The sequence below is a fragment of the Sphingomonas aracearum genome (assembly GCF_003345355.1).
GTDB classification, from domain to species: domain Bacteria; phylum Pseudomonadota; class Alphaproteobacteria; order Sphingomonadales; family Sphingomonadaceae; genus Sphingomonas; species Sphingomonas aracearum.
The window spans coordinates 1363427-1386749 of record NZ_QQNB01000001.1 but is presented as its reverse complement, the minus strand read 5'-3'; the positions used below and the strand labels follow the sequence as shown (position 1 = coordinate 1386749).

Annotated in this window: 20 protein-coding genes and 1 pseudogene; 9 read left to right on the top strand and 12 right to left on the bottom strand. The window is 69.5% G+C overall.

Features of this window, described 5'->3' with window-relative positions; all coding sequences use genetic code 11:
- Positions 1-58 precede the first annotated feature (58 nt).
- The 4 genes from DVW87_RS06575 to DVW87_RS06560 are packed head-to-tail and all read right to left on the bottom strand — an operon-like array spanning position 59 to position 3742.
- Positions 59-1198, bottom strand: a complete 1140-nt coding sequence (locus tag DVW87_RS06575; RefSeq protein ID WP_114686867.1) for a GNAT family N-acetyltransferase — start codon at positions 1196-1198, stop codon at positions 59-61.
- A 43-nt stretch (positions 1199-1241) separates the two neighbouring features.
- A complete protein-coding gene (locus DVW87_RS06570; protein WP_114686866.1) occupies positions 1242-1709 on the bottom strand; it encodes a RidA family protein in 468 nt (155 codons plus the stop codon).
- 35 nt (positions 1710-1744) lie between these two features.
- Positions 1745-2521, bottom strand: a complete 777-nt coding sequence (locus DVW87_RS06565) for a sulfite exporter TauE/SafE family protein (protein ID WP_114686865.1) — start codon at positions 2519-2521, stop codon at positions 1745-1747.
- A 3-nt stretch (positions 2522-2524) separates the two neighbouring features.
- The gene (locus DVW87_RS06560; RefSeq protein WP_114686864.1) at positions 2525-3742 is read right to left on the bottom strand and encodes an LL-diaminopimelate aminotransferase; all 1218 of its coding nucleotides are present in this window, start codon (positions 3740-3742) and stop codon (positions 2525-2527) included.
- Between the two features lie 149 nt (positions 3743-3891).
- Here DVW87_RS06560 and DVW87_RS06555 point away from each other — a divergent pair, with 149 nt between their 5' ends.
- From DVW87_RS06555 to clpS, 3 genes are all read left to right on the top strand, one after another.
- A complete protein-coding gene (locus DVW87_RS06555) occupies positions 3892-5619 on the top strand; it encodes a PHA/PHB synthase family protein (protein WP_114686863.1) in 1728 nt (575 codons plus the stop codon).
- A 111-nt stretch (positions 5620-5730) separates the two neighbouring features.
- Positions 5731-6426, top strand: a complete 696-nt coding sequence (locus DVW87_RS06550; protein ID WP_114686862.1) for a phasin family protein — start codon at positions 5731-5733, stop codon at positions 6424-6426.
- A 182-nt stretch (positions 6427-6608) separates the two neighbouring features.
- Positions 6609-6950: an ATP-dependent Clp protease adapter ClpS gene (gene clpS, locus DVW87_RS06545; protein ID WP_114687120.1), complete on the top strand. Its 342-nt coding sequence runs from the start codon at positions 6609-6611 to the stop codon at positions 6948-6950.
- Between the two features lie 34 nt (positions 6951-6984).
- Here clpS and DVW87_RS06540 read toward each other — a convergent pair whose 3' ends face one another.
- The 4 genes from DVW87_RS06540 to DVW87_RS06525 all read right to left on the bottom strand — a co-directional run bounded on the left by DVW87_RS06540 (position 6985) and on the right by DVW87_RS06525 (position 10100).
- The gene (locus tag DVW87_RS06540; protein WP_239017793.1) at positions 6985-7719 is read right to left on the bottom strand and encodes a Crp/Fnr family transcriptional regulator; all 735 of its coding nucleotides are present in this window, start codon (positions 7717-7719) and stop codon (positions 6985-6987) included.
- Between the two features lie 369 nt (positions 7720-8088).
- The gene (locus tag DVW87_RS06535) at positions 8089-8838 is read right to left on the bottom strand and encodes a thioredoxin domain-containing protein (protein WP_114687119.1); all 750 of its coding nucleotides are present in this window, start codon (positions 8836-8838) and stop codon (positions 8089-8091) included.
- Positions 8839-8868: 30 nt separating this feature from the next.
- A complete protein-coding gene (locus DVW87_RS06530) occupies positions 8869-9534 on the bottom strand; it encodes a DsbA family protein (RefSeq protein WP_114686860.1) in 666 nt (221 codons plus the stop codon).
- Positions 9531-10100: a DUF721 domain-containing protein gene (locus DVW87_RS06525; RefSeq protein WP_114686859.1), complete on the bottom strand. Its 570-nt coding sequence runs from the start codon at positions 10098-10100 to the stop codon at positions 9531-9533. Before DVW87_RS06525 ends, DVW87_RS06530 begins: the two co-directional genes overlap by 4 nt.
- 35 nt (positions 10101-10135) lie before the next feature.
- Between DVW87_RS06525 and mutY the strand changes: the two genes are divergently transcribed.
- The 3 genes from mutY to nudC are packed head-to-tail and all read left to right on the top strand — an operon-like array spanning position 10136 to position 13363.
- On the top strand, positions 10136-11158 hold the full coding sequence (gene mutY / locus DVW87_RS06520) for an A/G-specific adenine glycosylase (RefSeq protein ID WP_114686858.1): 1023 nt from the start codon (positions 10136-10138) through the stop codon (positions 11156-11158).
- Complete coding sequence (locus DVW87_RS06515; protein ID WP_114686857.1) at positions 11155-12498, top strand: serine hydrolase domain-containing protein; 1344 nt, start codon at positions 11155-11157, stop codon at positions 12496-12498. Before mutY ends, DVW87_RS06515 begins: the two co-directional genes overlap by 4 nt.
- Positions 12499-12502: 4 nt before the next feature.
- Positions 12503-13363 (top strand): NAD(+) diphosphatase, encoded by an 861-nt coding sequence (nudC, locus tag DVW87_RS06510; protein ID WP_114686856.1) that lies wholly within the window; start codon positions 12503-12505, stop codon positions 13361-13363.
- Positions 13364-14066: 703 nt separating this feature from the next.
- On the opposite strand, the gene DVW87_RS06505 is transcribed toward nudC, so the two are convergent.
- Positions 14067-15326, bottom strand: a complete 1260-nt coding sequence (locus DVW87_RS06505) for a dicarboxylate/amino acid:cation symporter (RefSeq protein WP_114686855.1) — start codon at positions 15324-15326, stop codon at positions 14067-14069.
- Between the two features lie 83 nt (positions 15327-15409).
- Between DVW87_RS06505 and glmM the strand changes: the two genes are divergently transcribed.
- Positions 15410-16753 (top strand): phosphoglucosamine mutase, encoded by a 1344-nt coding sequence (gene glmM / locus DVW87_RS06500; protein WP_114686854.1) that lies wholly within the window; start codon positions 15410-15412, stop codon positions 16751-16753.
- Between the two features lie 30 nt (positions 16754-16783).
- Here glmM and DVW87_RS06495 read toward each other — a convergent pair whose 3' ends face one another.
- Entirely contained in the window at positions 16784-17755 is a 972-nt protein-coding gene (locus DVW87_RS06495; RefSeq protein ID WP_114686853.1) for an N-acetylmuramoyl-L-alanine amidase family protein, read from the bottom strand.
- 490 nt (positions 17756-18245) lie between these two features.
- On the opposite strand from DVW87_RS06495, the gene DVW87_RS06490 reads away from it, so the two are divergent.
- Complete coding sequence (locus DVW87_RS06490) at positions 18246-21098, top strand: Rne/Rng family ribonuclease (RefSeq protein ID WP_220149787.1); 2853 nt, start codon at positions 18246-18248, stop codon at positions 21096-21098.
- Positions 21099-21224: 126 nt separating this feature from the next.
- Here DVW87_RS06490 and DVW87_RS18045 read toward each other — a convergent pair whose 3' ends face one another.
- Together DVW87_RS18045 and DVW87_RS06485 are read right to left on the bottom strand one after the other, a co-directional pair.
- Positions 21225-21389, bottom strand: coding sequence for a hypothetical protein (locus DVW87_RS18045; RefSeq protein WP_181814736.1), 165 nt, complete (start codon positions 21387-21389; stop codon positions 21225-21227).
- Positions 21386-22570 (bottom strand): PepSY-associated TM helix domain-containing protein, encoded by a 1185-nt coding sequence (locus tag DVW87_RS06485; RefSeq protein ID WP_114686851.1) that lies wholly within the window; start codon positions 22568-22570, stop codon positions 21386-21388. Before DVW87_RS06485 ends, DVW87_RS18045 begins: the two co-directional genes overlap by 4 nt.
- Positions 22571-22739: 169 nt before the next feature.
- Between DVW87_RS06485 and DVW87_RS18600 the strand changes: the two are divergent.
- Positions 22740-23321, top strand: a pseudogene (locus DVW87_RS18600) (CRISPR-associated endonuclease Cas3''); the annotation flags it as partial.
- Positions 23322-23323 lie beyond the last annotated feature (2 nt).

Here is a 23323-nt window from a genome sequence, read left to right as displayed (position 1 = left end):
GATGCTGCCGGCGGCCGGGCGAGGCCGGCTGCTGACGCAGGCCGGCCGGGCTGCGGCCTCAGCCTCGCCGAAACGGCGTGAATTCTTCCAGATAGGCCTGGTCCGCTTCCACCGACTCCCGCTCGCGCGCCAGGAACTCGGCCACGGCGCGACGGAAGTTCGGGTCCGGGATGTAATGCGCCGACCAGGTCGGCACCGGGGCATAGCCGCGCGCCAGCTTGTGCTCGCCCTGCGCCCCCGCCTCCACGAAAGTCAGGCCGCGCGCGATCGCGGCATCGATCGCCTGGTAATAGCACAGCTCGAAATGGAGGAACGGCACCTCCTCCGTGCAGCCCCAATAGCGGCCGTACAGCGTGTCGGCGCCGAGGAGGTTGAGCGCGCCGGCGATGGGCTGCCCGTCGCGTTCGGCCAGGATCAGCAGCACCTTGTCGGCCATCCGCTCGCCCAGCAGCGAGAAGAAGGCGCGGGTCAGGTACGGCCGGCCCCATTTGCGGCTGCCCGTGTCCTGGTAGAAGGTCCAGAAGGCGTCCCAGTCCGCCTCGGTGATGTCGGCGCCGGACAGGTGGCGCACCGTCAGCCCCTCCACCGCGTCGGCGCGTTCCTTGCGGATGGCCTTGCGCTTGCGGCTGGCCAGCGCGGCCAGGAAATCGTCGAACCCGGCATAGCCGTCATTGCGCCAGTGGAACTGCGTACCTTCGCGGATCAGCCATCCCGCCGCCTCGAACGCCGGCAATTGGCCGGGCGCGACGAAGGTGGCGTGGGCGGAGGACAGGCCATGCTGGTCGGTCACCGCCTCGATCCCCGCGATCAGCGCCGCGGCGAGGCTGTCGTCGCGCAGCAGCAGCCGGGGCCCGGGCACGGGCGTGAAGGGCACCGCGATCTGCAGCTTCGGGTAATATTCCCCGCCCGCGCGCTGCCAGGCGTCGGCCCAGCCATGGTCGAACACATATTCGCCCTGGCTGTGGCTCTTGGCATAGGCCGGAGCGATCGCGGCCGGCCGCCCGTCCGCATCCTCGACCACGATCGGGATCGGCTGCCAGCCGGCACGCGCGGTGGCGCTGCCGGATTCCTCCAGGATCGAGAGAAAGGCGTGGCTGAGAAACGGATTGCGCGATCCGGCGCACGCGTCCCAGTCGGCGGCCGGGATCGCGCGAACGCCATCGGCGAGGCGGGCAGTGATGGAAGTCACGTCGCCCATCTAGGGCGCGGAAGGGGAGCGGCCAAGGGCCACTCCCGTCCGATCAGTCGATCAGCTTGACCACCGCGTCCACTTCCACCGCCGCGCCGAGCGGCAGCGCGGAGACGCCCACGGCGGAGCGGGCATGGCGGCCGGCATCGCCGAACAGCTTCACCATCAGCTCGGAAGCGCCGTTCGCCACCTTGGGCTGATCGGTGAAATCGGGCGCGGAGGCGACGAACACGCCGAGCTTCACGATCCGCTCGATCCGCTCCAGCCGGCCGTCCAGCGCCTTGCTGAGCTGCGCCACCAGCATCAGTGCGCACGCCTCCGCCGCGGCGACGCCGAAATGCAGGTCCTGGTTGTCGCCCAGCCGCCCGGTCATCACCTGGCCGTCGTGAAAGGGCAGCTGGCCGGACACGTGCAGCATCCCGCCGGCTTCCACCACCGGCACATAGGCGGCGATCGGGGCGGCGGCCTCCGGCAGGGAAAGGCCCAGTTCCTCCAGGGCGCGGTCGATGCGGTCGGTCATGCGGGGATCTCCACGAAAAGCGATGGAGACGGGCTCTACAGCAGCAGTTTGGCGCCGACCACCACCAGAGTGGCGGCCAGGACCGGGCCGAGCACGCGTTCGGAGACGCGGGTCGCCAGCAGGCTGCCGCCGATCACGCCGGGGACCGAGCCGAGCAGCAGCGACACCAGCAGCCCCGCGTCCACCGATCCCAGCGCAAGATGGCCGAGGCCGGCGACCAGCGTGAGCGGCACGGCATGGGCGATGTCCGAGCCCACCAGCCGGGCGATCGGCGCGCGCGGGTAGAGGACGAGGAGCGCCGTCATGCCCAGCGCCCCGGCCCCCACCGAGGTCAGCGTGACCAGCACGCCCAAGGTCGCGCCGAGCACGCCGGTCAGCCGGGCGATGCGCCGCTCGCTGGCTGCGGTGAAATGATGCTGGAGCCGGGCGACGATGCGCGCGCGAAAGAAGGTCGCGGCGCCCGTCAGCACCAACGCGGAGCCGAGCGCGGCGTTGATCGCATGGTCGAGGCTCGGCGAGCGCACGCCCACCTTGCTCAGCACAAGAAGCGTCAGCAGGGTGGCCGGGATGCTGCCGGTCGCGAGCCGCCGCACCACCCGCCAGTCCACCGAGCCGCGCCAGCCATGCACCCCCGTTCCCACCACCTTGGTGGCGGACGCATAGAGCAGGTCGGTGCCCACCGCGGTGGCGGGATGGAAGCCGAACGCCAGCACCAGCAGCGGCGTCATCAGCGACCCGCCGCCCACGCCGGTCAGCCCGACCAGCATGCCGACCAGCACGCCGGCGACCGAATACAGCGGATCGATGTGCACGCGTCAGGCGGTCTTCGTGCCGGAAAGAACGGACGGCGTGTTGACCCCCATGGACTGGAGATATTTCTTCACGTTGCGCGCGGCCTGGCGGATGCGGTGCTCGTTCTCCACCATGGCGATGCGCACGAAGCCCTCGCCGTTCTCGCCGTATCCGACGCCCGGCGCGACCGCGACCTTGGCATGGGTGAGGAGCTGCTTGGAGAATTCCAGCGATCCCAGATGCGCCAGCGCCGGCGGCAGCGGGGCCCAGGCGAACATGGAGGCGGGCGGGGAGGGGATGTCCCAGCCGGCACGGCCGAAGCTTTCCACCAGCACGTCGCGGCGCTTGTGGTAGAGCTGGCGGTTCTGCTCGACGATATCCTGCGGCCCGTTCAGCGCGGCGACCGCGGCGGCCTGGATCGGGGTAAAGGCGCCGTAGTCGAGATACGACTTCACCCGCGTCATCGCCGCGATCAGCGTCCTGTTGCCGACCGCGAAGCCCATCCGCCAGCCGGCCATGGAATAGGTCTTGGACAGCGACGTGAACTCGATCGCCACGTCCTTGGCGCCGGGCACCTGCAGGATCGAGACGGTCGGTTTGCCGTCGTAATAGAGCTCGGAATAGGCGAGGTCGGAAATCACCCACACCTTGTTCTCGCGCGCCCAGGCGACCAGCCGCTCGTAAAAGGCCAGGTCCACCGTTTCGGCGGTGGGGTTGGACGGATAGTTGACGACGAGGATTGAGGGGCGCGGCACGGTGAAGGCCATGGCGCGCTCCAGGCTTTCCCAATAGCGCTCGTCGGGCGTCGTCGGCACCGCGCGGATCGTCGCGCCGGCGATGATGAAGCCGAAGGTGTGGATCGGGTAGGAGGGGTTGGGCGCCAGGATCACGTCGCCCGGCTCCGTGATCGCGGTGGCGAGGCTCGCGAGCCCTTCCTTGGAGCCCATGGTTACCACGACCTCCGTTTCGGGATCGACCTCCACGCCGAAGCGGCGGGCATAGTAATTGGCCTGGGCGCGGCGCAGGCCGGGAATGCCCTTGGACTGCGAATAGCCGTGCGCGTCGGGCTTGCGCGCGACCTCCACCAGCTTGTCGATCACGTGCGCCGGCGGGGGCAGATCGGGGTTGCCCATGCCCAGGTCGATGATGTCCTCCCCCCCGCTGCGCGCCGCGGCCCGCATCGCGTTCACCTCGGCGATGACATAGGGCGGCAGTCGCTTGATGCGGTAGAAGTCGGACATGATCCTCGCTTTCGCTTCCGGTGGGGCGGGCGTTGTACGCGCAAACAACGCGGGGCGTCACCCACAGCTTAACTTGGGGCTACCCCCAGCTTTCGCTGGCATGGGACGGGGGCGACCGGTAAACCGGGCGCAAACGGGAGAGAGACGCCATGGCCACGCAATCGCCGGAGCCGCCGACGCTGGCCGACCTCCAGCATTGGACCTGGGTGCTCGGCCGCGCGCAGCAGATGATGCTGGAACAGGGGCTGGAGGCGATGGAGACGTCGCCCTCCGTCCTCCCTGTCCTTCCGGGCTTCAACGATCCCGCCACGCTGAAGCGCGCCGAACGGTTCTGGGAAGACAGCGTGACCCTGTGGCACCGCTTTCTCGATCCGCAGGCGGAGCGCCCCGCGCTGTCGCCCGAGCAAGCGAAGGACAAGCGGTTCCGCGACCCGGCCTGGAGCGAGCATCCGGTGTTCGACTGGATCCGCCAGAGCTATTTCCTGCTCGCCGATCATATCCAGCAGGGCGTGGAGGCGGTGGAGGGGCTCGACCCCAGGCAGAAGGAGCAGCTGCGCTTCGCCGCCAAGGGGTTCCTGGATGCGGTCAGCCCGTCGAACTTCCCGGCGACCAACCCGGAAGTGCTGCAGCGCACGATCGAGACGCGCGGCGAGAACCTGCTCAAGGGCCTGCAACACATGCTGGCGGACATCACCAGCGGCCAGCTGACGCATACCGATCGCAGCGCGTTCGAGCTCGGGCGCAACCTGGCGGCGACGCCGGGCAAGGTGGTGAAGCGCACCGACCTGTACGAGCTGATCCAGTATGCGCCGACGACGAAGAAGGTACTGGCCACGCCGCTGGTGATCTTCCCGCCCTGGATCAACCGCTTCTACATTCTCGACCTGACGCCGGAGAAGAGCTTCATCCGCTGGGCGGTGGAGCAGGGCATCACCGTGTTCGTGGTGTCGTGGAAGTCGGCCGACGCGACGATGGGCCATGTCGAGTGGGATCATTACGTCGCCGCGCAGGTGGACGCGATCGACACGGTACGCAGCCTGCTGGACGTGCCGGCGGTGCATACGGTGGGTTATTGCGTCGCGGGCACCACGCTCGCGGCGACGCTCGCGCTGCTGAAGGCGCGCGGGCAGGAGGAGAAGGTGGCGAGCGCGACCTTTTTCACCGCGCAGGTGGATTTCGAACGTGCCGGCGACCTCACGCTGTTCGTGGACGACGACCAGCTGAAGATGCTGGGCAGCATGGCGCCCGAGGGCTTCCTCGACGGACGTTACCTGGCGGCGACGTTCAACAGCTTGCGCGGCCGCGAGCTGATCTGGAACTATGTCACCAACAATTACCTGCTGGGGCAGGACTATCTGCCGTTCGACCTGCTGCACTGGAACGGCGACGTCACCAACCTGCCGGCGCGCTGGCACCTGCAATATCTGACCGACCTCTACCGCGACAACCGGCTGGTGCAGCCGGGGGCGCTGTCGGTGGACGGCACGCCGATCGACCTCGGCACGGTCACCACGCCGGCCTATGTCCAGGCCGGCCGCGAGGACCATATCGCGCCCGCCGAGAGCGTGTGGCGGATCACCCACCATTTCAAGGGTCCGCTGAAGTTCGTGCTGGCCGGCTCCGGCCATATCGCCGGCGTGGTGAACCCGCCGGCAGCGGGCAAGTATCAATATTGGCTCAACCCGGAGCGCGTGGACACCCTGGCCGATTTCATCGCCGGCGCGACCGAAACCAAGGGCAGCTGGTGGCCGGACTGGCTCGGCTGGCTGCGCGACCTGTCGGACGAGACGGTGAAGGCCGCGGGCGCCCGCCTGCCGGGCGAAGGCGCGCTGCCCGCGCTGGAGGACGCACCGGGCACCTATGTGCGAACGCGTTGAGAACGCCTGACTAATTCGAACGTTGCTCTTTGTTGCGGTGCAACAAGGCGCTTGCAAATCCTGCGCGCTCGTTTATATTGCACTGCAGCAATTCCGGGCAAAGAGGTAGGAATGGCGAGCAAGGCACCCAAGTCGCCGCGCGCGAAGGCCGCGGCAAAGAAGGCCGAGGCCACGGTGGCAAGCCCCGCAGGCGCCTGGCCGATGCAGCCGCCGGTCGACGCACCCGAGGCGGAGGCCGACGCGGCGCCGTCCACCCCCGTGATCCCCGGCATCCAGAAGCTCGTCGAGGCGGAAGCCGAGATCGCCGAGCACCTGCAATCCGATGTTGAACCAGCCGCCGCACCCGCGCCGGCGACCGTGAAGGAAGACGTTGTGGAAACGATGAACACTGTCGCCGGTGAGGCGCAGAACACCATGAACACCATGCAGGACCGCGCCAAGGCGGCGTGGACCAAGGGCCAGGCCGCGTTCGCCGACATGGGCGACTTCTCGAAGGGCAACCTCGAGGCGGTGGTCGAGAGCGGCCAGATCGCCGTGCGCGGCATCCAGGCGCTCGGCCAGGAAGCGGCCGACTATACCAAGCGCTCGTTCGAGGCGAATGTCGCCGCGATGAAGCAGATCGCCACCGTGAAGTCGCCGACCGAGCTGTTCAAGATGCAGGGCGACTTCGTCCGCGCCTCGTTCGACTCGCTGGTGGCCGAGACGTCCAAGAACACCGAAACCGTGCTGAAGCTTGCCGGCGAGATCGCGCAGCCGATCTCCAACCGCATGGCGATGGCCGCGGAAAAGGTGAAGGTCGCCGCGTAAGCGGTTGCGACCTGCCGAACGACGAGGGGCGCCTTCCGGCCGGGAGGCGCCCTTTTTCGTGTGGCCGCCCGCGCCGGCCGGGCGACAAAATGACGCGGCGGGGCGCGCGGACCCCTTGCCCTGCCGGGGGCGGCTATCCTATTTTGCAGGCTCGCATGATCGACCAACTCCACATCACGGCCATGGCCGAGCGCGAGGGCGATGACGGGGACGCCAACGAGGACGGTGGCACCGGCCTGGGCGTCGCCACCCGGACCCGCGCGAAGACGAAGAAGCCGACGCCCTACCGGGTGCTGCTGCTGAACGACGATTACACCCCGATGGAATTCGTCGTTCTGGTTCTCCAGCGTTTCTTCCGCATGGACATGGAGGCGGCCACGCGCGTGATGCTGCACGTCCACCAGAAGGGCGTCGGCGTGTGCGGCATCTTCAGCTACGAGGTCGCCGAAACCAAGGTGAGCCAGGTGCTCGACTTCGCCCGGCAGAACCAGCACCCGCTGCAATGCACGTTGGAAAAGGCCTGAGGCTTTTCCCCTCGGCCGAGGTTGACTCCGGCCGTCAGCGCCCCTGCGGCAACCAGTCCAGCTCCAGACCGGCCCGGCGGTCCGAATAGTTGGCCGCGCGTTGCAGCGCGCGCTCGTCGAGGATGGTGAGGCGGCCGGCCTCGCGGGCGATCATTCCCTCTTCCTCCAGCTGGCGCAGCATGCGGTTGACGTGCACCGCGGTGAGGCCCGTGGCATCGCCGATCTCCTCCTGGGTGAGGCCCAGCGAGAACGACTTCACCCCCGTTCCGTCCAGCACGCGCAGGCGGTTGCGGATCTCCAGCAGGAGCGCCCCCACGCGGGCCTTGGCGGAGGTGCGGCCCACCGCGGCAAGGCGGTCGGTCAGCTCCACCCGCTCGATCTGCTGGCTCGCGAGCATCAGCGCGACCAGCCGGGGATGGTCCTGCAGCAGGCCCGCGAAGGTCGGCCGGTCGAGCGGCGCGACGACGGCGTCGGTCAGCGCCGATACCGTTTCCGGCGCCGCACGGTAGACGAGGTTCGGAAAGGCGACGAGATCGCCGGGATACAGGAACGCCAGGATCTGGCGGCTGCCATCGTCCAGCAGAACCGAGCTCATCAACGTGCCGCGGCACGCGATGTAGCATTCGGCCACCGCATCATGCTCGCGCTGCAACGTGGCGCCGCGCCGCAAGGTGCGGGTCCGCTCCTCGATGCGCGCGAGCGCTGCCTGCTCGCCGTTCGTCAATACCGCCAGCGCGTTGAGCCGGCCGGCCAAGCAGCTACCCTGCACGCAAGAAGTCCCCCATAGAGGGTGGATGTTCAGCATTCCCGTGGAATCGCTGCATTAAAGTCGATCAATGCAGTCCCCGCGGCGGCGCGATGCGGGCGAAAACAGCATGCTCGCGCGGCGAATGTCGGCCCCTCGCGCGCGGGCGCCTTGCCGGGCCGGCCGGACCGGGGGCGATGCGCGGGACGAGGGCGGACCGGCGCACGCCAGCCGTCGGCTCGATGAGCGGCCGCAGGATACGGGAACCGGGGTCCGCTCAGGAGATGATCGGGCGTGCTCTCGGCGCCCGCCCGCACGCCGGGCGGCGAGGACCACCGGGCGAAGCGTGGAACGGCCGGGCGGCAAGGGCTACCGCGCCGGCCGCTCGGTTGTTCAGATGCCTGCGCCGGCCGCGTTGAGCTGCGGCTTGAGGCCGGCCCAGTCGTTCACGCCCGCGACCGGCTTGTTGTTGATGAGGAAGGTGGGGGTGCCGGCGACGTTGTAGGACTGCTCGGCGGCGGCTGCGTTCTTGGCCAGCGCGTCCACGCCGCCCTTGTCGGCGAGGCAGGCGCGCGCCTTCGCCTCGGGCAGGCCGCGCTGCTTCACGAAATCGATATAGCCGAGCTTCTCCGCCCAGGCGGTGGCGATCTGGTTGGGCGTTCCGTTCGGCAGCGTCTGCGCGATCTCGCGCTGCGCGGTTTCGACGTTCGCAAGCAGCGTCTGCTGGTTCTGCATCATCTGGTCGAGCATCGGGAAGAAGATGCTGTCGTCCACGCACTTGCCGAGCAGGATCGGCGCGAGATCGAGCGAGCCGTGCACCGGATATTCGCGGAACTCGTAGGACACGGTGCCCTTGGCGATCGGGCCGGCCTTCAGCGCCGGGAAGCCCTCCGCGTCGAACTTGGCGCAATAGGGGCAGGCGCGCGAGCCATATTCCACCAGCTTCACCGGCGCATCCGGATTGCCCATGCGCACGCCGCCCTCCGGCGTCCGGGCGACCGTGTCCACCCAGTTGCTGCCCGCCGGCGCGGCCGCGGCCGAGGCGGCGGGTGCCGGGGTCGAGCCGTTGGTCGCGGCGGTGTTGCTGTTGCAGCCGGCAAGTGCCGCGACGGGAAGAAGAAGGGCGGCAAGAGTGAGACGCATCGGGAACTCCATCGGAAACTCTGCTGAGGGTTATTTCGCGCCGGCCGCGGCCAGCGCCGGCTTCAGGCCCGCCCAGTTGGTCGGCGGCACGAGCTTGCCGGCCACCACGAAGCTGGGCGTGCCGGAAATGGTGGACCAGGCCGCCTCGCTCATCCTGGCGACCTTGGCGAGGTCCGCGGCATTGGCGAAGCAGGCGGCCAGCCGCGGTTCGGTGACCCCGACGCTCGCCGCGATCTGCGTCAGGCCGGCGCCGTCGGACAGCGCGCGCAAGCGGTCCGCGGTGTCATAGGCGGAGAGCCGGCGGCGGTTCTCCTCCAGATATTGCTGGCCGCGCTCGAACCAGTCGGGCTGGGCCGCGAAGATCGCGTCGCTCGCCTCGGAAAAGCGCGCGCCGGCGCAGCGGGCGACCATCGTTGCGGCAAGGTCCAGCCCGTCGCGCGTGGCGTGGCGCAGCTCGATCCGCACGCGCCCGGAGCGAACGAGGCGATCCTTCAGCTCCGGCTTCGATTCGGCGTTGAACGCCGCGCAATGCGGGCAGGTGTAGCTGAGATATTCGATCAGGAGCACCGGCGCCCTGGGATTGCCGATCACGAACGCGCCGCTCGGCGCGGGCGTCGCGGTGCGCGTCCAGTCCGGCGGCGCCGCCGAGGCTAGTGCCGGGAGCAGGAGCGCGAGGAGCAGGAGGAGGCGCTTCACTTGATCTTTCCGAGAACGGGGATGTCGAGGGTGGGCGAGGCGGCGACCGAGGCGACGCCGGCGGCCAGCGCCTCCAGCACCGCCTTCAGCTCCGGATCGGCGATGGTGCGCAGCGACTCGCCAAGCTCGGTCGGCACCGGCGGCTTGATCGAGGGCGGCGCGACGCGCTTGGCGCGCACGGGCACCTCGCCCTGCCGCATCGCCACCTTCACCACCGCCGGATAGCCGAAAAAGCGGTTCACCCGCTCGATGATCTCCGGCGCGATATGCTGCATCATCGGCCCGTGCGCCCCGCGCACGACGAGGTTCAGCGTGCCTTCCGCCTTCTTGCCGACAGGGAAGCGGATCGATTCGGGCACCGACACCTGTGCGAACCGCTCGCCGACGATCTCGCTCCAGCGGCTGACAATGGCGCTCTGCACGAAGCCGAAGCGGCGAAAGGCGGCGCGGGTGGTGTCGGGCAGCAGTTCCGAGATGGCGCGCGCGCCGCCCCGGCGCGGGGCGTCCGCGAAGGGTCGGGGTCTCACAGGAGCGATGTCGCCGCGCTTGCTCATCCGGTTTGCCATGCCATAGCGGGGGCGTGCCCGCCAAGCATTCTCCCATGATCGCCGCCGACCTTCTCGCCTGGTACGACCGGCACGCCCGCGTGCTGCCGTGGCGCGCGCCCCCGGGAAGCAATGCGGCGGACCCGTATGCGGTGTGGCTGTCGGAGGTGATGTTGCAGCAGACGAGCGTGGCCACGGTGCGGCCGCGCTTTGCCGAGTTCCTGGAACGCTGGCCGAGCGTGGAAGCGCTCGCGGCGGCGGCAGATGCGGACCTGATGGCCGCCTGGGCGGGGCTCGGCTATTATGCGCGTGCCCGCAATCTGCTCGCCTGTGCCCGTGCCGTGGTGCGCGAGCATGGCGGGCGTTTTCCGGACACGGAAGCGGGGCTGCGCACCTTGCCGGGCGTGGGCGACTATACGGCGGCGGCGGTGGCGGCGATCGCCTTTGGCCGGCGCGCGGTGGTGGTGGACGCCAATGTCGAGCGGGTGGTGGCGCGATTGTTCGCGATTGCGCAGCCGCTGCCCGCGGCGCGTCCGCCGATCCGGGCGGCGGCGGAGACGATCACGCCGGAGGCGCGCGCGGGCGACTTTGCGCAGGCGATGATGGATCTGGGCTCCGGCGTCTGCACGCCGCGGGCGCCGAAATGCCTGCTGTGTCCGTTGCGGGGCGACTGTGCGGGGTTTGCGAGCGGAACGCCGGAAACCTTCCCCGCGCCCAAGACGAAGGCCGCCAAGCCGCAGCGCCACGGCACCGTCTTCTGGCTGGAGCGGAACGGCGCGGTGTGGCTGGTGCGGCGGCCCGACAAGGGCCTGCTCGGCGGCATGCGGGCGCTGCCGACCGGGGCGTGGAGCGATGCCCCGCCCGCATTGGCCGGCGCGCCCGCCGATGCGGCCTGGCGGATGACGGGCGTTCGCGTCGATCACGTCTTCACGCACTTTCGCCTGCAACTGGCGCTTGCGAAGGCCGTTGAGCCGTCGCAACCTGACGGCGAAGGCGAGTGGTGGCCGATCGCCGAGCTGGACAAGGCAGGGTTGCCGACGGTGTTCGCCAAGGCCGCGAGACAGGGGAACGAGGCATGAAGAAGGGCACGGGGATCGCGATCGGAGTGGCGCTGCTCGCCGCGTGCGGCGGGCTGGCGGTTCATGCCGAACAGGCGCAGCGCCGCGCTCCCGCGCCGCGGGCGGGCACCGCGGCGGCCGTGCTGCCCAATACCCAAGCGCTGTTCGACGGCTATGTCGCGCAGGATCGGATGCCCGGCATCGTCGGCGGCTTCGGCGCGGGCGACCTGCCCACCCTGTTCGTATCCGCCGGCAGGATCGGCGATGCGCCCGGTGCCGCGGCGGCGGGGCCGGACAGCCTGTGGCGGGTCTATTCCATGACCAAGCCGATCACCGGCATGGCGGCGATGATCCTGGTGGAGGAAGGCAAGCTGAAGCTCGACCAGCCGATCAGCGACTTCCTGCCCGCGTTCCGGACCATGACGGTGCAGAACGGGCCGGACACGCTGGAAAGCCACCCGGCGACCCGGCCGATCACCGTGCGCAACCTCCTTACCCATACCGCCGGGCTCGGCTACAACATCATCACCAAGGGGCCGCTGCTGAAGGCGTATGACGCGAACGGCATCAACCCGGCGCAGGTCAATGCGCAGCTGGAAGTGTCTATGCGCAAGGTTCGCGCGCCGACCCTGCAGGAGTTCGCGAACCGCGTGGCCAGACTGCCGCTGATCGCCGAGCCGGGGACCAGGTGGAGCTATTCGATCGGCCTCGACGTGATGGGGGCGGTGATCGAGAAGGCGAGCGGCATGCCGTTCGACACGTTCGTGAACACGCGCATCTTCGCGCCGCTGAAGATGAAATCGAGCTACTGGCAGGTGCCGGCGGGCGAGGCGCGGCGGCTGTCGGACAACGTCACCTGGGGGCTCGGCGGGCGGCGCGTGCCGCTCGATCCGGGGGCCAGCTCGGTGTACCTGCAGAAGCCGAGCTTCCCTTATGGCGGTGCCGGGCTCGTCATGTCGGCGCGCGATTACGACCGCTTCCTGCACATGCTGCAGGATTACGGCACGCTGGACGACGTGCGGATCATGAAGCCGGAAACCGCCCGGCTGGCCATGTCCAACCTCCTGCCGCCGGGCGTCACCTACAATGCGGGCAGCGTGACCACCACCGGCGGCGCTGCGAGCGCCAGCACGGCCGCTGGCTTCGGCGCGGGCGGCTCGGTCTATCTGCGCGACGTGCCGGGCGGGGCGTCGGCGGGCACCTATGGCTGGGGCGGCGCGGCGGGCACGATCGCCTGGGTCGACCCGAAGAAGCGCGCGCGCGGCACGGTGATGGTGAACTATTTCCCCGGCGAGAAATATCCGGTGCGCGCCGAAACGGTGAAGGCGCTCTACGCCGACCTGCAGCGGCTGGCGCAGTAAGGCCTTGGCTGTTCCCGGCTTCACCGGCGGCACGCTGGACCGTGCCGAACCGATCCGCACGAATCCCGAGGCCTATGCCGCGGCGCTGACCGACTGGCGCGGGCGGCTGCTGGCGCTCGACGGGCTGGAGCCGCGCGTGGACGCGGAGGGGCGGCTCGAATGGACAAGCAGGGCGGAGGCTCCGGAGGGCGCGGAGCTGGTGCTGCTGGGCGTCGGCGACGGCCGCCCGCATTTCGCCGCTTTGGTGCCGGGCGTGCGCGCGACCCGCTCGCCGCGGCTGATGATGGCGTTGGCCGACCTCGCGCCGGGCGAGGCGGCGACCTATGCCGCCGCGCGCTCGCTGCTGGACTGGCATGCGCGGCACCGTTTCTGCGCCAATTGCGGGCATGGCACCGGGTTGCACCGTGCCGGCTGGGGCCGCGCCTGCCCGAACTGCTCGGCGGAGCATTTCCCGCGCGTCGATCCGGTGGTCATCATGATTGCCGAGCATGACGACCGCGCCTTGCTCGGGCGCCAGCCGAGCTTCCCGCCCGGCCGCTATTCGGCGCTGGCCGGGTTCCTGGAGGTGGGCGAATCGATCGAGGAAGCCGTTGCCCGCGAGATCGCCGAGGAAGCCGGGGTGCGGGTCACCAACGTCCGCTACGTCGCCAGCCAGCCCTGGCCGTTTCCCTCGCAGTTGATGATCGCCTGCGTGGCGCAGGCGGACAGCGATGCACTGACGCTCGACACCGAGGAGCTGGAGGACGCCATCTGGGTCTCGCGCGACGAGGTTCGCCGCGTTCTGGCGGGGGAGCCGGGCCGCTTCCTGCCCCCGCCGCCGATCGCGATCGCGCATACGCTGCTGACGGCTTGGGCGGGGGGCTGAACGGGCGGCAGATACGCCAAGTAGCGGAAATGATTGTAGTGGGCGGGGCATGTTTATAGGGGTCTGACGTTGAGCAAGCGACATTTCCCAATTGCTTTGGCGGCATGTGTGGGAGGCCTTTGCACCTATCTGCTTGGCTATGCGGGTTGGATCTACAGTAGATCACCGCATCTGGACGACATGTATCACGCGATCTACGGCGGTTACCGTCACCGCGGCGAGAGTACTGAAGTCTTTCTGTTTGGCTTCCCCTTGGCGACTGCTGTGACTGGAGTCCTGCTCTGTCGTGCGGTATGGAAGCAAGTAACGTTTCCTGCGAAGGGACCGGCTACTCGTCTCATGATTCCGGTCGCGGTGAACTTAATCTTTATAGCCGGCTCGTTCGTGCGGTTACACGAGGCCAGCGCCTGGCTAAGGCTTTGAAATCAGAATTTGCGCCCACAAATGTTATCCCGGCGCAGACCGGGATCCACGGAGGCGCTGGCGCTCGTGGAGGGATGGACCCCGGCCTTCGCCGGGGTGACTATGGGTTGTGTGAGCGGCGCTCAGTTGTAGTCGCTATCCGCGGTCCTCGACCGCCCATCCTGAACACGGCCGTCATCCCCGCGGAGGCGGGGATCCAGATGCGCTGCCGGTGCGAGTTCCAGCGGAGCTTAGCGGCTCTGGATTCCCGCCTGCGCGGGAATGACGGAAGGCGGGCCGCTCACACCCGCGGGGCAATCTCCGGATGCGCGATGTCGCCCGCGGACTTGCGCGCCACCGCTACCGTCACCGCGGTGTCCATGGTCACGTTGCCAACGGTGCGGAAAAGGTCGGGGATGGTCTCCACCGCCACCAGCAGCCCCAATGCCTCGATCGGCACGCCCATCGCCACCGACACCGGCGCGACCGAGGCGAAGAAGCTGATCGTGCCGGGTAAGGAAACCGATCCCATGGTGGTGATCGCCGCCGTCGCCACTCCCGCCGCCAGCTGCCCCGCGCCGATCGGCACGCCCAGCCAGTGCGCGACGTAGAGCGCGACGGCGAGGTTCATCGCCGGGCTGGTCGCGCGGAACACGGCCACCGCGATCGGCAGGGTGATGCCGGCCGACGCGGGCGCGGCGCCGAGCTTCTCCGAGGCCTCCAGCATCGCCGGCAGCGAGGCGAGCGAGGATTGGGTGGAGACCGCCACCGCCTGTGCCGGGGCGACCGCGCGGGCGAACGCGCCGAGCTTCACCCGGCCGAACACCACCGCCACGACATAGCCCGACAGGAGCACGAGGAACCCGATCGCGGAGACGGTGAGGATGTAGTGGAGCAGCGCCCCGAACGCCGCCGCGCCCGTCCGCGCGCCCACGCCATAGGCGAGCGCGAAGATGCCGATCGGAGCGAGCGCCAGCACCCAGTTGATGATGACCAGCATCGCCTCGACCAGCGCCTGGAACAGCCCGGTCAGCCGCTCGCGCGAGGCGGGCTCCAGCCGGGTGATGGCAAAGGCGAAGGCGAGCGCGAAGATGGTCAGCGGCAGGAAGGCGTCGCCCGCGGCGGCGTTCACGACGTTGGTCGGCACGATCGTGTCGAAAAACTGGCCCAGGCTCGGCACGGTGCCCATCGGCTTGGCGCCCGTCAGCGACTGGCGCAGCGCGGCGGACCATTCCGGCGGCAATTGCCAGACGTTCAGGAGGATCGGCGTGACGATCGCCGACAGCAAAGTGGTGCACCACAGGATCACGACGAAGTAGAGCATCGACCGCCCGGCGATCCGCCCCGCCCGCGCCGCATCGGCCGCCGCGCCGACGCCGGTGACGAGCAGTCCGACGATCAGCGGCACGATCACCATCTGCAACGCATGCAGCCAGGCCGAGCCGACCGGCCCGGTGACGAGCGTCAGGTCGAGTGCGCCCTCCGGCGAAATCTCGGCGCCCGCAATGCCGAAGCCGATGCCGAGCACCAGCGCCAAGAGAATTCGCCACGCCTGAGACATACTCGCCCTTTTTCCCCGCGCTCGCTATGGCAGGCGCCCTGCGCCCGAACGGCGCGCGCCATAAGCAGTGTAGGATAGCGTCGATGGCAAGGAAATATTTCGGCACCGATGGAATTCGCGGGCTGACCAACCAGTCGCCGATGACCGCGGCGATGGCGATGCAGGTGGGCATGGCGGCCGGTGCGCACTTCCGCCGCGGCGATCACCGGCACCGCGTGGTGATCGGCAAGGACACGCGCCTGTCCGGCTACATGATCGAGAATGCGCTGGTGGCGGGCTTCACCAGCGTGGGCATGGACGTGGTGCTGGTCGGCCCGATGCCGACGCCGGCGGTGGCGATGCTGACCCAGTCGATGCGCGCGGACATCGGCGTAATGATCTCGGCCAGCCACAACCCCTATCATGACAACGGCATCAAGCTGTTCGGCCCCGATGGCTACAAGCTGTCGGATGCGGACGAGCTGGCGATCGAGGCGCTGATCGACGGCGAGGTGCCGCTGGCGCCCGCCGCCGAGATCGGCCGCGCACGACGCGTGGAGGATGCGCGCGGCCGCTACATCCATGCCGCCAAGTCGACCTTTCCGGCCGACCTGCGGTTGGATGGGCTGAAGGTGGTGGTCGATTGCGCGAACGGCGCCGCCTATCAGGTCGCTCCTTCCGCCTTGTGGGAGCTGGGCGCGGACGTCGTGGCGATCGGCGTCAAGCCGGACGGCCTCAACGTCAATGACGGGGTCGGCTCCACCGCGCCGCAGCTCTTGTGCGAAACGGTGGTCGCGAGCGGCGCGCATATCGGCATCGCCCTTGACGGCGATGCGGACCGGCTGATCGTGGCGGACGAGAACGGCACGGTGGTGGACGGCGACCAGTTGATGGCGACGATCGCCGGGGCGTGGGCGCGCGAGGGCCGGCTGGTCGGCGGTGGGCTGGTCGCCACCGTGATGTCGAACCTGGGTCTGGAACGCTACCTCGGTTCGCAGGGCATCGCCCTGGAGCGCACCGGCGTGGGCGACCGCTACGTGCTGGAGCGGATGCGCAGCGGCGGGTTCAACGTGGGCGGCGAGCAATCCGGCCACATCATCCTGTCCGACTATGGCACCACCGGCGACGGGCTGGTCGCCGCGTTGCAGATCCTGGCCGAGCTGGTGCGCAGCGGCAGGCCGGCCAGCGAGGTGCTGCGCCGGTTCGAGCCGGTGCCGCAGCTGCTGCGCAACGTGAAGTTCGCGCGCGGGGCAAAGCCGCTGGAGGCGCCGGCGGTGCGCACGGTGATTGCGGAGGCGGAGGCGGAGCTCGAGGGCCGCGGGCGGCTGGTGATCCGCGCGTCCGGAACCGAGCCGGTGATCCGGGTCATGGCGGAGGGCGACGACGCGAACCAGGTGGAGACGGTGGTCGCCCGGATCTGCGACGCGGTGCGCGTGGCGGCGGGCTGACCCCCGCGCTGGCCCCCCAGCGTCGGCGCCCTAATTGGCGCCGGTTCGCCGCGGCCCGTCGCTCAGCGCCAGGCGGCGGGCGAAATGCACCTCCACGGCGCGGCGGACGCTTTGCGCGATCTTGCGCCGGCCCTCGCGCGAATCGAGAAAGGCGGCGTCCTTCGGGTTGGAGATATACCCCGTCTCGAACAGGATGGAGGGCATGTCCGGCGCCTTGAGCACCATCAGCGAGGCCATGCGGTGGAAGTTCGCCTTTACCGGCATCAGCGGCGCCGCCTCGCGGCCGAGCAGGCGGGCAAAGGCGGCCGACGCGTTCATCGTCTCGCGCTGGGCAAGGTCGATCAGGATGGGCGAAACATCGGCATTGTCGCCCGACAGGTCGATGCCGTTGATGATGTCGGCCTTGTTCTCGCGCGCGGCCAGCCGCGCGGCCTGCTTGTCCGACGCGACTTCGGACAGGGTATAGGCGGTGGCGCCGGACGCATCGCCCGCACCCACGCTGTCGCAGTGGATGGAGATGAACAGCTGCGCCTTCATACGGCGGGCAAGGCCGTAGCGCTCCTGGAGCACCAGAAAGCGATCGTCCTCGCGGGTCAGCGCCACGCGCACGCGGCCGGACTTCACCAGTTCGTCGCGGATCGCCCTGGCGATGCGCAACGTCACGTCCTTTTCCTGCAGGCCGTCGTCTTGCGAGATCGCACCGGGATCGAAGCCGCCATGACCGGCATCGATCACCACCAGCGGGCGCGTGGGATCGTCGCCATAGATACGCGGGAGCGGCAACGCGCGTGCCCGGCGCGGCACGGCGGCCGACACCTGATACTTGCGCGCCGGCGGCAGGCTTCCCAGCCTGGCGGGAGCGGTGCCCCGGGCGGCCGCGAGCGGCGCCAGGGCCGCGGCCCAGCTGGGCGCGCCGCCGATCCAGCACGCAAGCAGGGCGAGAAAGAAGAACACGCGGGCACACTGCCGCGCCGGCACGGGACCGGTCCAGCAAAAAGACATGGGGCTCACACGCTCCGGTCGGTGAAAGCGATGACGGTGATCGCTCTGCCCGCTCAGGCTTTTGCACCGGGTGAAGCGGCAAGGTTAATGCGGCGTTCGGCATTTCCTTGCCGGCAGGCGGCAAAATCCTGCCAGTTGCTGCATCGCGGCTCCGGTGCTAGCAACCGTGTTGCGTCGGAAGCTGCATCCTGTGGCGATCCGCCGACGCGTTCACGGCCGAATCCGCAAGGGCCAGGCCATTCCAGGTTGACGTTCGCAATGCCGCATTTCCCCTCCACGCCCATCCGACCGGCTCCTGCCGGCGGGAGCGCGGATGTTTGGGGTGCCCCCGGCCTGATGCCCGGGCGTGCGGCGCGAGCGAAGGCACGCACCACCTACAGCTTTTCACATCGCGGCTCGGAGGCCGGCGCTGACGCCGCCTTGCTGATGCCGCCCAATCGCGCGCGAGCAGCGCTTACCCCGCTGGGCTTGCGCGCCCGGAGAATATTGAATGACCATGCGTATGCTGATCGACGCACGGCACCGGGAAGAAACCCGGGTTGCCGTCGTCAAGGGAAACCGGATCGAGGAATTTGATTTCGAGTCCGCCGAGCGCAAGCAGCTCAAGGGCAATATCTATCTCGCCAAGGTAACTCGCGTCGAACCGTCCCTGCAGGCGGCGTTCGTCGATTACGGCGGCAATCGCCACGGTTTCCTGGCCTTTTCGGAAATCCACCCGGATTACTACCAGATCCCCAAGGAGGATCGCGACGCGCTGCTGCGCGAAGAGGCCGAGCATGCCGCGGAGGAAGCCGCGCTGCGCGCCGAGCTGGACGCCGACGATGCGCTGCACGACGACGATGGCGAGGTGATCGAGGTCGATCACGACCACCACGATCATGACGACGAGGGCGCCGAGGACGAAGGCGGCGAGGACGACGCCGGCGAAGACGCGGCTTCCGCCGAAGACGAGGAAGCGCCGGTTGCCGAAGGCAAGCCGCGGCGCAAGCGTCGCGGCCGCGGTGCCTCGGACGATGCCGTGGAGGACCTGCGCGAGCGCCGCATGAACCTGCGCCGCCGCTACAAGATCCAGGACGTGATCCGCCGGCGCCAGGTGCTGCTGGTGCAGGTCGTCAAGGAAGAGCGCGGCAACAAGGGCGCGGCGCTGACCACCTATCTGTCGCTGGCCGGCCGTTATTGCGTGCTGATGCCCAACACGAGCCATGGCGGCGGGATCAGCCGCAAGATTTCGAACGCCGGCGATCGCAAGCGGCTGAAGTCGATCATGGCCGATCTGCAGCTGCCGCAATCGATGGGCTGCATCGTGCGCACCGCCGGGCTGCAGCGCACCAAGACCGAGATCAAGCGCGACTTCGACTATCTCGCCCGGCTGTGGGACGAGATCCGCGACAAGACGCTGTCCTCCTCGGCGCCGGCGCTGATCTATGGCGACAGCGATCTCCTGAAGCGCGCGATCCGCGACATCTACAATCGCGACATCGACGAGGTGATCGTCGAGGGCGAGGAAGGCTATCGCCAGGCCCGCGAGTTCATGAAGCTGCTGATGCCCAGCCATGCCCGGAAGGTGAAGCATTACAGCGACCCCATTCCGCTGTTCCAGCGCGCGCATGTCGAGGATCAGCTGTCCGCCATGTACAACCCGGTGGTGCAGCTGAAGAGCGGCGGCTATCTGGTCATCAACCCGACCGAAGCGCTGGTTTCCATCGACATCAACTCGGGCCGCTCCACCCGCGAGCATAACATCGAGCAGACCGCCACCGCGACCAACCTGGAAGCGGCGCACGAGATCGCCCGCCAGCTGCGCCTGCGCGACATGGCCGGCCTCGTCGTCATCGACTTCATCGACATGGACAACGGGTCCAACGTCCGCAAGGTCGAAAAGGCGATGAAGGAGGCGCTGAAGAACGATCGCGCGCGCATCCAGGTCGGCCGGATCAGCTCGTTCGGCCTCATGGAGATGAGCCGCCAGCGGCTGCGCACCGGCGTGCTGGAAGCGTCCACCCGCCAGTGCCCGCATTGCGAAGGCACCGGCCTCGTCCGCACCGCTTCGTCGTCGGGCCTGTCCGCGCTGCGCCTGATCGAGGACGAGGCGGCGCGCGGGCGCGGCTCGTGCATCACGCTGCGCTGCTCGATGGAGGCGGCCTTCTACCTCCTCAACCGCAAGCGCGGGGACATCGCCGAGATCGAGGATCGCTACGGCGTGTCGGTCGAGGTGACGCCCGAGGGCGAGAATGAGGGCGCGCGCATGGCGGTGGAGGCCTCCGGCCCGCCGCCCGCCCACCCGCCGCGCTTCGAGGCGCCGATCATCGACAATGACGATGACCTGCCCGAGATCGAGGAAGAGCTGGACGAGGAGGAAGAGGCCGAGGAGGCTTCCGCCGCCGACGTCGACGCCGATGCCGACGGGGAGCGGGCCGCCCGTGCCGAGCGGCCGGAGCGCGAGGAAGGCGAGGGCGGTCGCCGCCGCCGCCGCCGTCGCGGTCGTGGCCGGCGCAATCGTGGTGGCGAGGACGAGAACGGCAGCGACGCCGAGCGCGGTTCCGAAGGCGAGGGCGAGTTCGTCGGTGAGCAGCCGCTCGCCGCGGAGGACGCCGCGAGCGACCCGCAGGAGGGCGAGGACGAGGGCCAGGTTGTCGAGGCCGGCGCCGAGCAGTCCGGTGACGAGCAGGCGGGCGAGGGCGAGGGCCGTCGTCGTCGCGGCCGTCGCGGCCGGCGCGGTGGGCGTCGCGGCAATGGCGAGGCCTCGGCCGACGCGGTGACGGAGGCCGAAGCGCCGGCGCCGGAGGCCGAGCCGGCTGTCGAGCCCGCACCGGTGGCGCAGGAGCCCGAGGTCGCCCAGCCTGCTGACGCTCCTGCTGACGCTCCCGCCGAAGCGCCCGCCGCAGAAGAGCCGGTGGCGGAGGAAGCGCCCAAGACGCGTCGCCGTCCGCGGGCACGCAAGGCGGAGCCGGTGGTGGAAGCGCCCGCGGCAGAAGCGCCGGCAGCGGCAGTCGATGCGGGCGAAGCGCCCGCCGCTGCCGAGGAGCCCGCGCCCAAGCCGAAGCGCACCCGGCGCAAGGCGGCTTCCGCCGAGACGCCTGCCGAGCCCGATGGCGCGACCGCCGAGGAGGCGCCGGCCAAGCCGAAGCGCAGCCGCCGCAAGGCCGCGGCGCCCGAAGCTCCGGCCGAAACGCCCGCCGGCAATGCCGATGTGCAGGTAGCGGAGCCGGAAGCACCGGTTGCGGAAGCGCCCGCGCCGAGCGCGGAGGCGCCTGCCGAAGACCCCGCGGCGGCCGCGAGCAACGACGCCGAGCCCGGCGCTGCACCGCGGCGAGGCTGGTGGCAGCGGACCTTCGGCAACTGACAGGAAGGGGCGTCGCTCGCAGGAGCGGCGCCCCTTTCCTTTGGACGAAGGCTGAAGGGCCTGCGTCAGCGCGGGCGATTTCGTACCCTGCTTCCTCGCACCATTTTCAGGCTTGGCAGGCGAGTATCAGCTACGCTGAATCCGCATCGCCCAGATCGTGGCGGCGACCGGCGCGGCAAGCGTCGCCCAGGCCACCCAGTCATGCCACCCGTCGCCGGCCAGCGCGGTGATCAGGCCGATCACCGACGACACCCCCAGCAGCAGCGGCAAGGCCCAGGTGGAGCGGATCATTCGGCCGGCACCGGTTCGAGCAGCCCGCCGCTCGTCACTTCCGCCACGCGCGAGCGCAGGGTGGTCCGCCGCCGCGCCACCCACAGATACAGGCCCGATCCGAGCACCACGATGGTGAACAGGTCGAGCAAAGCCCACAGGATCTTGAGCGGCAGCCCGCCATAGTCGCCGAAGTGCAGCGGACGCGACAGCGACAGCGCCTTGAAATACCACGGCATCGGCCGCGCATCGGTCAGCGCGCCCGTTTCGGCGTCGATCAGCGCGGTGGTGAGCAGCCGCTCGGTCAGCGGCGTGTTGCCTTCGAAGAACACCCCATAATGATGCCTGCTGCTGAACGCGCCGCCGGGAAAGCCGATGAAGCGCGGGTTCATGCCGGGGATCGCCTCCCGCGCCCGCGCCATCGCCCGGTCGATCGAGCCGTAGCGGGCGGGCGGCAGCGCCGGGCGCCCGGCATAGGCGCGCGTCATCTCCGCCAGCTCGCCGCGCTGCCACGTCCGGGTGATCGGGGTGACCAGCGCGTTGATGATGCCGGTGCTCCCCACCACCGCCATCCACGCCAGCGCGACGATGCCGAGCAGGTTATGGTAATCGAGCCACTTCACCCGCCGGCTGCGCGAGACGCGCAGCGTGCCGAAATCCAGCTTGCGCATGAACGGGGCGTACAGAATTGTGCCCGAGACGAGCGCGAGCACGAACAGCAAGCCCATTCCGCCCAGGAACAGCTCGCCCTTCAGCCCCAGGAACATGTCCGTGTGCAGTTGCAGGAGGAAAGCGGTGATCCCGCCCGATCCGCCCTCGCGCTCGTGGCCGATCACCGCGCCGGTGCGCCGGTCGAGCTGCTGGATCGTCATCTCCGGCGCGCGCGCATCGGGGCGCGGGCCGGTGGTGATCGTCATCAGCGGCCCGGCATTGTCGAAGGCCATGAACAGCGGCACCTCGCCCGGCCGCTCGGCCAGCGCGATCGCCAGCATGCGGTCGAGCGGCAGGAGGCGCAGATCGGTGCCGGAGGAGGCGGGGCCGGGATGCCGGGACGCGGCGACGCCCTGGCCGAGCGCGGCGTCGATCTCGTCGTGGAAGATCAGCGGCAGGCCGGTGACGCACAACATCAGCAGGAAGGCGGTGCAGACCAGGCTCGTCCACTTGTGCACGAGATACCAGGCGCGAACGGCGCCGCGGGTCATGGCCGGCGGATGTTACTGCAAGTCATTCGCATCCTTTATCCCGGCGCGGCGGCGGCGGCAAGCGAGCGGTGCCTGTCGGCTCCGGCGTCGGGACAAGGCTGCCGCATCCCCTCCACGATGGAGCTGAACCGGGGGCAGGGCGGCTTGCCTGCCGCCTTCCTGCTCCGCCATGACCCGGCGATCGGCGGGCTGGGGAGGGCAGACGGGCATGGATGCAGACGCGCGTTACGCACATTCGGTGAAAGGCCGTGCGCCGGAAGAGGGCTGGGAAACCCCGTTCCAGCATCTGAGCGAAGTGGCCGATCTCGCGGCATCGTTCGCGGCGGTGTTCGGCGCGGCGGCCTGGGCACGCGCGGCCGGCATCCTGCACGACATCGGCAAGGTGGCGCGCGCTTATCAGGACTATATCGGCGGCAGCGCCGGCACCGCGAAGGGCCCCGACCACAGCAGCGCCGGCGCGCGGGAGGCGGTGGCCGCCTATGGCGCCGCCGGCCGGCTGATCGCCTTTGCCGTTGCCGGCCACCATGCCGGGCTGGCCGATGGCGCCGGGCACGAAGGTGGCACGCTGGAGCAGCGGCTGGATCGTTCGCGACCGATCGAGGATTATGCCGGCTGGCAGGACCATGCGCCCGATCTGCCTTCCCCCGCCGAATTGAGGTCGGGCCGCGCGCCGAGACTCGATCCCGACTGCCCCGGCTTTTCGCTGCACTTCCTCGTGCGGATGCTGTTCTCGTGCCTGGTCGATGCCGACCG